13 protein-coding genes and 1 riboswitch are annotated in these 14237 nt (G+C 46.4%); of the genes, 2 read left to right on the top strand and 11 right to left on the bottom strand.

Features of this window, described 5'->3' with window-relative positions:
* Positions 1–39: 39 nt before the first annotated feature.
* Complete coding sequence (locus tag GQF01_RS21325; protein ID WP_161408716.1) at positions 40–459, bottom strand: hypothetical protein; 420 nt, start codon at positions 457–459, stop codon at positions 40–42.
* 863 nt (positions 460–1322) lie between these two features.
* Here GQF01_RS21325 and GQF01_RS21320 point away from each other — a divergent pair.
* Positions 1323–2297: a cation diffusion facilitator family transporter gene (locus tag GQF01_RS21320; RefSeq protein ID WP_161408715.1), complete on the top strand. Its 975-nt coding sequence runs from the start codon at positions 1323–1325 to the stop codon at positions 2295–2297.
* A gap of 52 nt (positions 2298–2349) precedes the next feature.
* On the opposite strand, the gene GQF01_RS21315 is transcribed toward GQF01_RS21320, so the two are convergent.
* The 7 genes from GQF01_RS21315 to GQF01_RS21285 form a co-directional block, all read right to left on the bottom strand.
* Complete coding sequence (locus GQF01_RS21315; RefSeq protein ID WP_161408714.1) at positions 2350–3408, bottom strand: LacI family DNA-binding transcriptional regulator; 1059 nt, start codon at positions 3406–3408, stop codon at positions 2350–2352.
* A 421-nt stretch (positions 3409–3829) separates the two neighbouring features.
* Complete coding sequence (locus GQF01_RS21310) at positions 3830–4648, bottom strand: ABC transporter ATP-binding protein (RefSeq protein WP_328803503.1); 819 nt, start codon at positions 4646–4648, stop codon at positions 3830–3832.
* A 3-nt stretch (positions 4649–4651) separates the two neighbouring features.
* Complete coding sequence (locus GQF01_RS21305; RefSeq protein WP_235960129.1) at positions 4652–5470, bottom strand: ABC transporter permease; 819 nt, start codon at positions 5468–5470, stop codon at positions 4652–4654.
* Between the two features lie 21 nt (positions 5471–5491).
* Positions 5492–6514 (bottom strand): ABC transporter substrate-binding protein, encoded by a 1023-nt coding sequence (locus tag GQF01_RS21300; protein WP_161408713.1) that lies wholly within the window; start codon positions 6512–6514, stop codon positions 5492–5494.
* 65 nt (positions 6515–6579) lie between these two features.
* Positions 6580–6687: riboswitch (guanidine-I (ykkC/yxkD leader) on the bottom strand.
* Positions 6688–7088: 401 nt separating this feature from the next.
* Positions 7089–7853 carry a succinate dehydrogenase iron-sulfur subunit gene (sdhB, locus tag GQF01_RS21295; RefSeq protein ID WP_145666837.1) on the bottom strand — a complete coding sequence of 255 codons (765 nt, stop codon included), beginning with the start codon at positions 7851–7853 and terminating at the stop codon, positions 7089–7091.
* A gap of 2 nt (positions 7854–7855) precedes the next feature.
* The gene (sdhA, locus tag GQF01_RS21290) at positions 7856–9619 is read right to left on the bottom strand and encodes a succinate dehydrogenase flavoprotein subunit (RefSeq protein ID WP_161408712.1); all 1764 of its coding nucleotides are present in this window, start codon (positions 9617–9619) and stop codon (positions 7856–7858) included.
* Positions 9620–9635: 16 nt separating this feature from the next.
* Positions 9636–10289 (bottom strand): succinate dehydrogenase cytochrome b558 subunit, encoded by a 654-nt coding sequence (locus tag GQF01_RS21285; protein WP_161408711.1) that lies wholly within the window; start codon positions 10287–10289, stop codon positions 9636–9638.
* Positions 10290–10577: 288 nt separating this feature from the next.
* On the opposite strand from GQF01_RS21285, the gene GQF01_RS21280 reads away from it, so the two are divergent.
* Positions 10578–11474, top strand: coding sequence for a LysR family transcriptional regulator (locus GQF01_RS21280; RefSeq protein ID WP_161408710.1), 897 nt, complete (start codon positions 10578–10580; stop codon positions 11472–11474).
* A 49-nt stretch (positions 11475–11523) separates the two neighbouring features.
* Here GQF01_RS21280 and GQF01_RS21275 read toward each other — a convergent pair whose 3' ends face one another.
* Genes GQF01_RS21275 through GQF01_RS21265 form a run of 3 tightly spaced genes read right to left on the bottom strand, consistent with a single transcriptional unit; the run spans position 11524 to position 14224 of the window.
* Positions 11524–12261 carry a response regulator transcription factor gene (locus GQF01_RS21275; RefSeq protein WP_161408709.1) on the bottom strand — a complete coding sequence of 246 codons (738 nt, stop codon included), beginning with the start codon at positions 12259–12261 and terminating at the stop codon, positions 11524–11526.
* A gap of 52 nt (positions 12262–12313) precedes the next feature.
* A complete protein-coding gene (locus tag GQF01_RS21270) occupies positions 12314–13561 on the bottom strand; it encodes a cation:proton antiporter (RefSeq protein WP_161408708.1) in 1248 nt (415 codons plus the stop codon).
* Positions 13562–14224: a potassium channel family protein gene (locus GQF01_RS21265; protein ID WP_161408707.1), complete on the bottom strand. Its 663-nt coding sequence runs from the start codon at positions 14222–14224 to the stop codon at positions 13562–13564.
* Between the last annotated feature and the right edge of the window lie 13 nt (positions 14225–14237).

Here is a 14237-nt window from a genome sequence, read left to right as displayed (position 1 = left end):
TAATCATCGCCTTTCGATAGGTATCCGTTCCGTTTCCAACTACTGCAGTACTTGATTTTCTGGCAAATGGAATACGGAAATAACCCCTTGAATGTGATAAGCAATCTTCTCCTCTGTGACAAAACACAGGACAGCACTCGTCGGCCGATCGCGAACCGCAATAATGGTCATTCCCAAGACCTCAGCATTCATACGAACAATATAGTGAAACTTCGTTGTTCCATTAATACTTAAGGCTTCAATTGTATGTTGAGCAATCATAATCTCCTGCTCACTCAATCCTTTTTCGAAAATAGACGAAATATCGTGCAGTAAATCTGGGAACTCATCCATGTCGATCCTCGTCCCAGCTACGGCTTCATCCTCTAGAATATCAGGATTTCCAGATAATTGCAGCACGTTATTTTTGAATCCGGACATCGCCATATAGATCTTTGTAAAAAGAGAAGTTAACATCATGGATTGCCCCTCCCGTATGCTGAGTGCCATATTCTTAAGCGTAAGTCACGCGGCTAACTAGGAACAGTATTAGATATATTGTTGGGATAGAATAAAAAGCCCTTGTTTGGGCTTTTTTTTATTAAAAGCAGGCAATCGTAACTTAATTCATGCATGTTGATTTCCGTGTGCAGTAATCTTAGTTACGAGATTCAGTACGTAGCTATGCTTCTAAGCCACGACAATTCGAATCCCTTACGGACCGAGAAGCCCCTATTTGCAACAATTGTGACTCTCTAGAATTCTAACGGACATCAGCGCAGCTATTTACCCCTTAAGAGTGAATTTGTGATGTGAAATGACAAGATAACGTTACTGGGGTCCGTTAGTGATGCAAATAAAGGCAATTTGCATACAATAACGGCGATAAGGTCCGTTATAGCGGTTTCCCTCTTTTTTCGGGATACTCTGACTGGATTGTTTGAGGTAAGAAAGGCTTACATGCCCTAAACAAAAAAAGGAACCCAGCCAACGGGGCCGGGTTCAAAAAGTTTATATTAAAAAGGGGGTCTTGGTTATTATATTACCCCCCAAACATTATGGAACCATAACAGGAATATTTCATTTATGTTACAAAATAGAAAACGCTTTATTTTTTTCCTCTTTAAGCATCTTTAAGCACTTCTATACGCCTTTTTAGGCTTCCATACGTTTCTATACTTTTCCATACGCTTCTACACGCCTATACGCCCTTCTTGCTTATTTTGCAGACTCCACAGAAAATGTGTTTAATCTGTAAATAACTCCAAAAAGGGTTGCACCTTCCCTCCCCCTAGCATATAATAATAATTAAATTAGAATCATTATAAATAAGGAGGGATCGTATGAATACGGAATACGACTACCACCATCTTCATCACGTAAAAGAACAGACGAAATCCAGAAAAACATTGTGGATTACCCTCCTGCTAACTGCATTCTTCACCATTGTAGAAATTGTCGGCGGGGTGCTCTCCAATTCACTCGCGCTGCTTTCGGATTCGGCCCATATGATCTCGGATGTCATCGCGCTAGGTTTAAGCATGATTGCCCTGCACCTCGCAACTAGGCAGCCGAATGCACGATTCACGTTCGGGTTCCTCCGGTTTGAGATCATCGCATCATTCCTTAACGGCCTAGCCCTCTGCGTCATCGCCTTAGGAATCTTCATTGAAGGCATTCAGCGCATGATTCATCCTCAGCCGATCCAGCTTGGCCTCATGTTAGGGATTGCTTCGATCGGTTTCATCGTCAATCTGGTGCTCACTTTGGTGCTCCATAACAGCGTCAAGGAAGAGGATAATCTGAATGTCAAAAGCGCCCTTTGGCACTTTTTTGGCGATCTGCTCAGCTCGGTTGGCGTTATCATATCTTCGATTATTATTTATTATTCGGGGTTACTCATTTTTGACCCACTCATCTCCATGGTGATTGGCGGTATTATTTTCATCGGTGGCAGCAAAATCATTCGTGAATCATATCTGATTCTCATGGAATCCGTGCCGGAGCGTTATAACCTGGACGAAATTCGCAAGCAGATTGCCTCTGTCGAGGGCGTCGAGGATGTGCATGAAATGCATCTTTGGGCCGTTTCAACGGACCATTACTCCTTAACCGCCCACGTGTTCATAAATCCCAACATTCAACCGTTCTGCGTGATTCTAGCCATCAATGAAACACTCAAAAGCAAATACGGCATCGAGCATGCCACTATTCAAATTGAGCACGCCGAAATAAATCCGCATGGCGAATACGGCAAAGCCTTCTTGAAGCATCAAAACAGCATGAACACTGCCTCCAGCACCTTGCCACTTCTCTAACCCAAAAAACAAAGACCATCGATCCCTCATGCCAGGTGATCAATGGTCTTTCTTATTTGCCTGAAGATTTCCGTTCGATCATCTCTAGATCAATAAACAACTCATGCCCCGTCACACGAGGCAAATATTCCTCAAGCAGCTGCGTGTTCTCTTCGTCCAAATCTTCTCCGATCTGTCTCATGAGGAAGGCGGCCACCAAGCTGGTTTGCAAATCAACCGGCATCTCAAAGCTGGTAATGGACGGGAAGCTTGACCTCGAATAAAACTCATTATCCATCCCAATGAGCTGTATATCCTCCGGCACCGATATCCCTCGTTCATGGCACAATGCCAGCAATTCAAGCGCCAACGCATCATTAAACGTATAGATCCCGATTGGCCGCAATTCACCACTCAAGCGCAGCGCTTCATCAAGCGTACCGACGATTCCAAGGTCGCCTGCATCCAAAAGCGCATGCACGGTAGATTCTCCTCGCTCGCTTAGTCCAGCCATGAATCCTTGAATACGCTGTTCGTTAGCTCCCATTCCTTTACTTCTGCCTGCATACATGACGGAGCGGCAACCATTCTCAAGAAAATGCTGAACAGCCTCTGAAGACGCTTTCGCAAAATCCAAATTAACCGCCAATTTGACGATTTCACTTGGCCATCCCCACCCGTTGAAGATGACAAGGGGCGTGCCCTCTCCGACCAACTGCTGCGTAGACTGCATGCTCATTGCTAATCCATGACTCACCAAGCCATCTACTCTGCGCTGCAATAAGTGCTCCAGATGGCGCTGCTCAATCTCCGGATCCATACCAGCAGCTGAGAAGATGGATAAATGGTAGCCAAAATGATGCACCTTCTGCTCCAGCTTCTCCGCAAAACGGCCATAATAGCCGCCAAAATGCGGAATGATTAGCCCAAGTTCGTAGGACCTGCGGCGGCTCAAATTCGTCGCCATCACATTCCTGCGATAGCCTAGCCGAACAACGGCTTCTTCCACTTTGCGAATCGTTTCTGGGGCCATTGGCACCTTCCTGCGATTAATAACATTCGATACGGTAGCAATGGAAACACCGGCTTCCGAGGCTACATCGACAATTGTGGGCTGCTTATTTCTGTTCACATGATTTCCCTCATTTATGAATCACTTTCATTTATTCTATCGAACAGCCAATCACACGTCAATTAGAACAGTAAAAGTAAATTTTCCAGTGAATGTCCAGTCTATCCAAGTTTCATCCTGACGGTCTTACGGTCTGACGGTCCTACTGTGTAACTGCATTGGATGAAATACAACGAGAACACGGTACAGACGTGTTCATTCTTCTTTTGGTTGGATGAAATCCAACCTCAATGGCTAAAAAGCCGCTAACCCCCTTCAAAATTCATAGCTTCGCTGGATTCTGTCCAATCAAATAGGCATTTAGGCATCTAAAATCGCATCTTCGTTGGAATTCATCCAATGAGCTTGCCTCAGACACCCCTTCGAAACTCCACCTTCTAAAAACAAAAAAACTTGACCTAAATAACGGCCAAGTTTCTTTTCATTCCTCATGATATCCAATCAGGGAAATAATTTGCTTTTTCAACTTCAGGAAAGATTCTGAATCCTTCACATCTTCCACGTCCCGTAATCCAGGTGGAATGACGATTTCTTTGCGAATTGTGCCCGGGTGCGCCTGCATCACATACACACGCTGGGAGAGGAAGATCGCCTCCTCGATATCATGGGTAATGAAGACGACGGTTGTCTTTTCTTTCTCCCAGATGCGCAGCAGCAGCTCTTGCATCGTATTTTTCGTCTGCGGATCGAGCGCCCCGAATGGCTCATCCATCAGGAGCACTTCCGGGTTGTTGGCGAGTGCTCTTGCAATTGCCACCCGCTGCTTCATCCCGCCGGAGAGCTCCTTCGGCAGCGCTCTGGCGAACTTATGCAAGCCCACAAGCTCCATGAAGTGATCGGAAATGGCTCTTTTTTCGAAAATAGGAACACCTTTCAGCGTCAGTCCGAACTCAATGTTTTCCCGCACAGAAAGCCAAGGGAACAATGTGTAGGATTGGAACACCATTCCGCGATCAGCGCCAGGGCCATCAATCTCATGCCCCGAAATGCTCAGGGATCCTGTTGTCATTGTCTCTAAACCCGCAACAATTCGCAAGAGAGAGGACTTCCCACAGCCGGAGGGACCAACAAAACTCACAAACTCATGGGCATCCACATGGAAGGAAACCCGGTCCAGCGCTACAAACTGCGACTTCTTCGAACTGTACACTTTTGTAACATCGGAAGCCATAATCTTGCTCATTTTCATCTCTTGTTCATGCAAAGGTTCGATATGTAAGGCTTGTTGATGTGCTCGCATTCGTTAACGTCCTCCTTCCAGCCATGGGAAAAATCGGCGGTGACAGTATGCAAATGTGCGGTCCGTCATCAATCCAAGCAAGCCAATGGCGATAATGCCTACGAAAATTTGATCCGTATTCAGGAACCGTTGCGCCTTCATGATGGAGAATCCTAGGCCGCTGCTAGCCGCAACCAGCTCTGCCACGACAAGATACGTCCACGCCCAGCCAATGATCAGGCGCAAGGTGTTCATCAAATCAGGCAGCAAGGCGGGGATCAGCACCTTCTCAATGGCTTGCCAGCGATTCGCGCCAAGGGTGTACGAGGTTTGCAGCAAATCATTAGAAACCGATCGGGTATTGTCTGCCACCATCAGCAAGAGCTGGAAGAAGCAGCCGATGAAGATGACGATAACCTTCGCCCATTCCCCAATTCCAGCCCAAACCATAATCAGCGGGATGAACGCCGTTGCCGGCATATAGCGGATAAATTCGGTCGGAGGAACGAGCAGCGCTTCCGCAAAGCGAAAGGTACCCGCCAGAATACCAAGTGGTATACCCAGCAAACAAGCAAGCAAGAAGCCCGCACCAACACGGAAAATACTCATACCAACATGATGCCAGAATACGGAGCTCTGCAGCTGAATGGCAAATTGACGAAGCACCTGATCCGGTGTAGGCAAGAATGTTCGATTAACCATATTGCCATAACTGAGCACACTCCAGAATGCTACTACCAAACATATAATGAGAACAATGCCTGAAACATACGTTTTACGATTGATGTCGCCTCGTATGGCAAACAACGTGGATTTGCGCTTTTTTTTCATAGCCGTTTCCATAGAGCACCTCTCACTCACCTGTTATTTCTTGCGTTCCTTCATCACTTCTTCGACAAAGTGTCCGTCCAAGAAGCTTTCAGCTTTCGGTATGGTTGTCAGCATCTCCAAGCCTTTCAAGAACTCGGCTGTCTTCTGGGATGTATAGTGCAGGGAGCTGTAGGAGTCACCTTTTTGGAATGCTTTCACATTATCTTCTAGCTGAAATATTTTCACGCTGTCGACTCCAGCTTTGTATTCATCCACTGGCGTTTCTGCCGCCTTCGCCATAATTTGTAGAGATTCTTCCGGATTAGCTTTCCAGTAGTCCAACGCATCGAACCAGGCATTAAGAATTTTCTTTACGTCTTCCGGACGGTTTTTGGTTATTTCTGCCTTAAATACGAGCAGATCAGGAATGAGTCCCGGTGTATCCTTGGAGGAGAATAACAACTTGCCTTTGCCCTCTTGAATCGCTTTGCTCAGGAATGGCTCCCACAGCACGGCACCGTCCAGGTTGCCAGAGATGAAAGCAGGTCCTGCATCATTAACCGTCATGTTGGTGTAGGAGACGTCTTTCTCAGCGAGGCCAGCCTTCTCCAGCGCAGTTAGCATGAGTAGATGATCAACCGTGCCTAGCTCCGTTGCCACTTTCTTCCCTTTTAACTCCTGCAAAGAGTTGATGTTAGGCTTCACTACGACGCCATCTCCACCATTGGAGTTATCGTTCACAAGCACTGCTTTGAGTGGAATCCCTTTACTTGCAGGAGCAAGCGTATCACTCAAGGTTTGGCTATTCGCATCGACTTTGCCTGACGCAAGAGCGGATAAAGAGTCGCTGTAGACAGGGAACCAAACAAGATCAACCTTCACACCATTTTTCTCAAAGAAGCCCTTTTCCTTCACCAAATACCAAACAAACCAACCCGGCCATGGACTGAGCGCCAATTTAATAGGCTGATCACTGCCACCTGCTGCCGTGCTTGCTGCCTCCTTGCTCGAGCATCCGCTCACTACCGTAAAAGCGAGTAACAACGCCATCATCAGAAATACCATTCTTTTTCTCATTCTGATTCTCCCTCTCCATTTAAACTGGTAAAAAGAAAAACCCGGAACGATATCATATTCTGATATCCTCCCGGGCTTTTATCCCTCCGTGTGCACGATGAATGTCACCGTGTGTCTTCTCTTGGACCAGACCGACAGCCTTCATCTGCCGCGGAACCCTAGAAAACAAGTTTGCTATGAGGTTGTAACCAACTCTTACATTTGTCTTTATCATACTTACATCCTAGTCTTATGTCAATATACATAACACAAATAATTATTTTGTTGTCAATTCATCCAATTGTGTAATAATATATTACATAATAACAACTGTCTTGGAGGTGCAGACGATGTATTCGATTCATTTCCACTTAAGTATGTTAGATATCAGTATGGCTGCTTCATCAAAAACCAGAACAGTTCCCTCTCCGGCATCAAGCCAGGAACAGCCGGCAACCCAGTATCCTCTACAGACTTCCCCTATAGATAACGCTGATTGGGCGGAGACGAACGCGCTCCCCCCAGCAAACTGACCCCTGTATGCACAAAAGCCCGACACCCTGTAGCTCAGGGTATCGGGCTTTATTCTTAACTCTTACACGCCTAACCATTTCTTGAACAAATGTTTCGTTGTGTCAGCGTTCAATGCTGCGATAGAAGTCGTCAGCGGAATGCCTTTCGGACATGAGCGTACGCAGTTCTGCGAGTTACCACAGCCTTCGATACCGCCATCTGTCATCAGCGTATCCAAACGCTCGTCTTTGTTCATTTCACCTGTTGGGTGAGCATTGAACAAACGAACTTGGGAAAGCGCAGATGGCCCGATGAAAGAGTTCTTGTCGTTAACGTTCGGACAAGCTTCTAAACATACACCACATGTCATACATTTGGATAGCTCGTATGCCCATTGACGCTTCGACTCCGCCATACGCGGTCCTGGTCCAAGATCATACGTTCCGTCAATCGGAACCCATGCTTTGACCTTCTTCAAAGCGTTGAACATGCGTCCACGGTCGATGACAAGGTCACGCATAACAGGGAACGTGCTCATCGGAGCTACGCGAACTGGCTGCTCCAGCTTATCGATCAGAGCCGAACAAGCTTGGCGCGGCTTACCGTTAATAACCATGGAGCAAGCTCCACAAACTTCCTCCAGACAGTTGGATTCCCAACATACTGGCGTTGTTTTATCACCACGCGCGTTCTTAGGATTACGCTGCACTTCCATCAAACCGCTGATGACGTTCATATTAGGACGATAAGGAACTTCGAATTCCTCTGTGTAAGGCTTAGAATCCGGACTCTCTTGACGAGTCACGATAAACTTCACGGTTTTTTGTGCGCTTAGTGTCTCAGCCATGATTAATGTCCTCCCTTTTTCTTCTCCGTGGAGTAATCACGTTTCCGCGGTGCAATCAAAGATACATCAATTTCATCATAGCTGATTTTCGGACCTTCCGGCGTCCAATCGGCAATCGTTGTTTTCATGAAGTTGTCATCATCACGTTCTGGGAAATCTGGTTTATAGTGCGCGCCACGGCTTTCGTTACGCATTAATGCACCCACCGTCATCGCTTCAGCAAGCTCGAACATGTTCCAGAGTTGGCGTGTGAACGCAACACCTTGGTTGTTCCAACGAGCTGTATCTGTGATGTTGATGTTGTTGTATCTTTCTTTCATATCCTTGATTTTGCTGATTGTATCTTCAAGACGATCATTGTAACGAACAACCGTCATATTCGCATTCATCATGTCGCCTAGTTCTTTGTGCAGAACATAAGCATTTTCTGTCCCGCTGTTCATTTTGAGCAAGTTCTCATAGCGATCTTGGTGACGTTTTTTCTCACGATCGAACACGATGGAGGAAGTATCATCCGCATGCTTCTCTAGACCACGAATATACTCAACCGCTTTAGGACCGGAAACCATGCCGTCATAGATGGCCGAAACAAGGGAGTTCGCGCCCAAACGGTTTGCACCGTGATGCTGATACTCACACTCACCCGCAGCGAACAAGCCTGGGATGTTCGTCATCATGTTGTAGTCAACCCACATACCGCCCATGGAATAGTGAACCGCCGGGAAAATTTTCATTGGGATTTTGCGTGGATCATCGCCCATGAACTTCTCGTAGATTTCCATGATACCGCCAAGCTTGATATCAAGCTCTTTGGGATCTTTATGAGAAAGGTCAAGGTAAACCATGTTTTCACCATTAATACCAAGCTTCTGATCGATACATACGGAGAAAATTTCGCGCGTTGCGATATCACGAGGCACCAAGTTGCCGTACGCCGGATATTTCTCTTCAAGGAAGTACCAAGGCTTCCCGTCTTTGTAAGTCCAAATACGACCGCCTTCACCACGTGCGGACTCTGACATCAAGCGAAGCTTGTCATCGCCAGGAATCGCCGTCGGGTGAATTTGAATCATTTCGCCATTTGCATATTTAACGCCTTGTTGGTAAACAGCACTCGCTGCCGTACCTGTGTTAATGACGGAGTTCGTCGTTTTACCAAAGATAATACCAGGGCCGCCTGTTGCTAGAATGACAGCATCAGCCGGGAATGTTTGAATCTCCATGCTGCGCAGATCTTGAGCCGCAATACCACGGCAAACATTCTCTTCATCCAGAACGGAACCGAGGAATTCCCAGTGCTCGAACTTTGTTACGAGACCAGCTGTTTCCCAGCGGCGTACTTGCTCATCAAGTGCATACAGAAGCTGTTGCCCTGTCGTTGCACCCGCAAATGCCGTACGGTGATATTTCGTTCCGCCGAAACGACGGAAATCAAGAAGACCTTCTGGTGTACGGTTGAACATAACACCCATACGGTCCATCAAGTGAATGATGCCTGGTGCTGCATCACATAATGCTTTAACAGGCGGTTGATTCGCTAAGAAATCCCCACCATAAACGGTATCGTCAAAGTGCTCCCATGTGGAGTCCCCTTCACCTTTTGTATTCACCGCACCGTTAATGCCGCCTTGCGCACATACGGAGTGGGAACGTTTAACAGGAACCAAGGAGAACAATTGCACGTGAACCCCGGCCTCCGCTGCCTTAATTGTCGCCATGAGTCCCGCAAGGCCTCCGCCAACGACGATGATTTTCGAATTAGCCACTTCTGTTCACCCTCCCTTAATGCCCCGTACTCGCTTCTACCGGAACTTGAAATTGCGTATCTGTAAATGCAGTCAAAGACATAATAAACATCACGGACATCACCACGAACAATACCATCCAAATAATGGAGGAGTAACGTTGTGCGCGAGGTCCAACTGTAATTCCCCAACTAACTAGGAATGACCATAAACCATTGCAGAAATGGAATGTTGCTGAAACGATACCAATGACATATAACGTAAACACAACTGGATTCGTCGCAATATCATGCATCGTCATACCGAGATTTTCGTGTGCAACATTGCCTAGCGCAACTTGCAGACGAGTCTCGAACAAATGCCAAGCTATGAACAGGAACGTGATGACGCCAGTTACCCGTTGAAGCATAAACATTTGGTTACGGAAGTAGCTGTAGTTCGACACGTTGTTACGTGCTTGATAAGCTACATAAAGTCCATAAACGGCATGATAAAGAAGCGGAAGCCAGATACCCACGATTTCTAACAGCAGGACCAACGGCAGACCGTTCAACCAGTTAATTTGATCTACAAATGCTTCAGGACCCTTCGTAGCTTCATAGTTAGTGAGCAAATGCTCAATAAGGAAGAAGCCTACCGGAATGACTCCAAGCAAAGAGTGGATCTTTCGAAAGTAATACGAATTACCCATAATTTAACCAATTCCCCCCTCAATAAAATTTCATAAATACGATCCGACATGTTCTGACAAAACAAGCCACATACCATTCTACTCTCGCCGCAAACGAGCGTCAACCCATAATCATCCACGCCTATTTTACGCCTAATTAGTGAGCGAATATACACTGTCGTCCAATAAATGTGAATAAAAAGTGACATGTACATCGTACCTCTTCTACGCTTATAATGGAAGTGCCGTTTTTTTATATATACTTATAACAAATTTGCATATACAAATGCATACGGAGTTGAAAAAAACATGGAACTCTTGGATGTTTTCGCTGTTGTTGTCGAACAAGTGAGTCTGAATAAAGCATCTCAGCTGCTTAATATCTCACAACCAGCTCTTTCACGCAAAATCATGAAGCTGGAAGAAGAGCTGGGCGTGGAACTATTCATCCGCAAAGGGAAGCGTCTCGAGCTGACCAAAGCAGGGCAAATCTGCTACGACCATGCGCTCGAGCTCCGTCATTTGGAACGGAAATTTAAGCAAACCCTTCAAATGTACAAATCTGCGGGCACTCATTCTTCGATTACGGTTGGTGCCAGTTTAACTACCTTGCAAGCTACGCTGCCAGATCTGATTACTCATTACTTGCAGGTTTACCCTCTCACGGAAATTAAACTGCTTACAGGCAAAACGCATGAAATTGTGACCTTGGTTAAGGAAAATAAGGTCGACATCGGTATCGTCGCTTCCCAAATCAATGCGTCGAGCCTGCACTGCGAGCCATTGTTCGATGATCATCTTTGTCTAGTGCTTCCACTGGGGCACCCCTTCATCGATCGTGTCAACATTACGATGAGCGATTTGAATGATCTGCCTATGATCCTCTTCTCCAAAGGCACCTGGTATCGCATCTTGATGGATGAGCTGTTTCATCGCTATACGATTCTTCCCAATGTCCAAATGGAGATCGATTCCTTCGAGGCAATCATCCGACTCGTGTCTACCTGCAAGACGGCGACCCTGCTTCCCAAGTCGTATCTGCGAGAAGATTTAATTCAGAATAATGAATTAATTCTGCGTTATCTAGTGGAATTAGAACAAACGAAGCGAACTACCTCGCTGATCTACTCCGACCAAGCGACAGATAGCCCGGAGTCCCTGAAATTCATCGAACAAACGATCAGCTATTTTGCTAAACACAAATAAACCTCTAATACGCTCGGGTTATCGAGCACATTTAGAGGTTCTTTTCAAACTAATAAACAAACTTATATCCCACACCCCATACGGTTCGAATCCGTCTAGGCTCCTTGGGGTTGTCTTCGATTTTTTTACGGAGATTAGCAATATGCACATCAATCGCGCGATCAGTGACATAGGAATCGAAGCCCCGGACGGTTTGCAATAAATCCTCTCGCGTGTAGACACGGCCAGGGTGATTGACGAAACATTTCATGATTTCAAACTCTGAATAGGTCGTCTCGACAAGCTGCCCCTGAACAATCATCGAACGAGTTTGGACATCCAGAATAATTTTGTTTTTATCCGCCAGCAGCGCCTCTGCTCTTTCTGACTTTGCATCTTGGCGTGCCGGCGGGTTCATCCGTGCGCTGTCACTTGCATTTTGATAGAAATTGGATCGGCGGATCAACGCATGGACCCTAGCACTCATTTCATGCATGCTGAACGGCTTGCACATGAAATCATCCGCTCCAGCCCCGAGCGCGGCCACCCGCTCAACCACTTTATTTTTCATCGAAACAATCATAATCGGGACACGTGACGTAGTTCGCACCTGGCTGCACAGTTCCAGTCCGTCCATATCTGGCAGCATCAGATCCAGCAAAATAACATCAGGGGCAAACTGTTTGATGGCTTCAATCCCTTTTTGCCCCGTCTCCATCCGAATGACTTCAAATCCCTCTTCGCCCAAATACATGGAGATCATATCGCCAATCATAGGATCATCTTCGATTATTAATACTTTGTACATTCGGAGTCCACCTTCGCCTCGAAATTCTCTCGTTGAGACCTATATGACGGACCTATGAGCTTTCTGGCCCGTCCGACTTTACTTCAAGTCCCAGCTTTTTCGCCACAAAAGCCGTTGTGCTTGCCTGGATAAGGATGGTGATCAGCACAGCCATAAAAGTAACACTTGCAATAAGATCACTGTGTGCAATCCCCATACCTGCCACCATCCCGCATAACGCCGCCGGAATGACACCTGTTTCACGAACCCAGAACATAAAGATGATTTCATTCCACTTCCACTTCGCCTTGCGGTCCGGCCACGTACAGATTAGTACCGTCAGCGGACGCGCAATAAAGACAAATACGAAGATGACACCCAAACTCGTCCAAAAATGCGCGAGAATGACTGGGAAATTCACTTGACTCCCTAGCAAAATAAAGATCAACATTCGCATGATAACCGTCATATTTTCGGAAAAATGGTCCATTTCATGCTGCTTATCCGCCATACCGAGCTTGAAGGTGCCTGCATTCCCCCAAATCAGCCCCGCTGTAAAGGTCGCCATAAACCCGCTAACACCGAGGATTTCTCCTGCCATATAAGCACCTAACGAGGTAACGACCATCGCGATTGTTGCGTAATCCCTCAGCATGCCAAGTTTCAGATGGGCTGTCAGAAAGGTCATCACATAGCCGATAGCAGCTCCAAGAAGCAGGCCTCCAAGAGCTGTTTTAACAAAATCAAGCGTACCTGAAAGGAAAGAGACTTCCTGCGTACCTAAGAGGATAGCAATTAGCGAAAATGTCAAGATGGAAGCCGTCGCATCATTAAATGCCGACTCACTTTCCACCGTCTCTCTGACTTTGGTGCGGATTTTGACTTGTTTGAACACGGGGATGAGCGTAGCTGGGTCTGTAGAAGCAATAATTGCGCCAAGCAGCAAAGCATACAGCCATGGCAGATCCAGAAGGAAATGCGAAGCCGCTGCAACCGCCACGCAGGTAATGATCACACCAGGAATGCTCAGCATACCGACAGTAAGCCAAACTTGACGCAAACCAGAGAGCTTAATGTTGCGCCCCCCGTCAAAGAGAATTAACGCTGACCCGATAACGAGAATGAATTGATTCGTAAAAGAAGTGCTTGGCTCATAGATCCAGTGAAAGACTTGCCCTGCAATCATGCCTGCCACAAGAAACATGGCGACATCAGGAAGTTTAAGCCAGTTTGCTGCCTTCCCGAACAGCATTCCTAATCCGAAAATAATCACCAGTAGCACGATAACATGCTCGATAAGCCCAGAAGTAGCATTCTCCATTTATCGAATAACTTCACTTTCGAATTCTTCAATTTGATCGTTCGTTCCGATGATCACCATGACATCATTTTCATTCACAATATCAGTAGCCGTAGGAGCAATAATAACGCCAGATTGCTTGTTAATCGCTACGACGCTGCAGCCATATTTGGCACGAGGATCTAACTGTTTAATCGTGCGCCCGCACAGCCTTTTCGGAACAGAGAGTTCTGCAATCGTATAATCTTTAGAAATTTCAATATAATCTAATAAGTTCGGTGAATTAAGCTGGTGGGCTACGCGAATCCCCATGTCACGCTCGGGATAGATAACCCGGTCAACCCCTAGCTTTTGCAAAACTTTCCCATGCAATTCAGTCAAGGCTTTGGCTACAACCTTCTTGATCCCTAAATCCTTCAATACAATCGCCGCTAAAATACTGGACTGTATGTCGTCTCCAATCGCTACGACTGCGCAATCAAAGTTACGCACTCCCAAAGACTTCAGCACATCCTCATCGGTGGCATCTGCCACAACGGCGTGCGTAAGCTCATGGCTCATCTCGTCTACCTTTTCCTCATCTTTATCAATGCCAAGCACCTCATTGCCGAGCTTAACAAGTTCTTTGGAAATACTTGATCCAAATCGCCCAAGCCCAACAACCACATATTGCGTTTTCTTCATCTGTTTGGCTTCC

The sequence above is a fragment of the Paenibacillus silvestris genome, assembly GCF_009882985.1.
Lineage (GTDB): Bacteria > Bacillota > Bacilli > Paenibacillales > NBRC-103111 > Paenibacillus_E > Paenibacillus_E silvestris.
The sequence above is the reverse complement of the archived record's forward strand: the minus strand, read 5'-3'. Positions and strand labels throughout refer to the sequence as shown.

Bases quoted from the DNA above. Each gene is read 5' to 3' on its own strand.
- GQF01_RS21325 (WP_161408716.1), bottom strand. From the start codon at position 459: ATGATGTTAACTTCTCTTTTTACAAAGATCTATATGGCGATGTCCGGA.
- GQF01_RS21320 (WP_161408715.1), top strand. From the start codon at position 1,323: ATGAATACGGAATACGACTACCACCATCTTCATCACGTAAAAGAACAG.
- GQF01_RS21310 (WP_328803503.1), bottom strand. From the start codon at position 4,648: ATGCGAGCACATCAACAAGCCTTACATATCGAACCTTTGCATGAACAA.
- GQF01_RS21305 (WP_235960129.1), bottom strand. From the start codon at position 5,470: ATGGAAACGGCTATGAAAAAAAAGCGCAAATCCACGTTGTTTGCCATA.
- GQF01_RS21300 (WP_161408713.1), bottom strand. From the start codon at position 6,514: ATGAGAAAAAGAATGGTATTTCTGATGATGGCGTTGTTACTCGCTTTT.
- sdhB (WP_145666837.1), bottom strand. From the start codon at position 7,853: ATGGCTGAGACACTAAGCGCACAAAAAACCGTGAAGTTTATCGTGACT.
- GQF01_RS21285 (WP_161408711.1), bottom strand. From the start codon at position 10,289: ATGGGTAATTCGTATTACTTTCGAAAGATCCACTCTTTGCTTGGAGTC.
- GQF01_RS21280 (WP_161408710.1), top strand. From the start codon at position 10,578: ATGGAACTCTTGGATGTTTTCGCTGTTGTTGTCGAACAAGTGAGTCTG.
- GQF01_RS21275 (WP_161408709.1), bottom strand. From the start codon at position 12,261: ATGTACAAAGTATTAATAATCGAAGATGATCCTATGATTGGCGATATG.
- GQF01_RS21270 (WP_161408708.1), bottom strand. From the start codon at position 13,561: ATGGAGAATGCTACTTCTGGGCTTATCGAGCATGTTATCGTGCTACTG.
- GQF01_RS21265 (WP_161408707.1), bottom strand. From the start codon at position 14,224: ATGAAGAAAACGCAATATGTGGTTGTTGGGCTTGGGCGATTTGGATCA.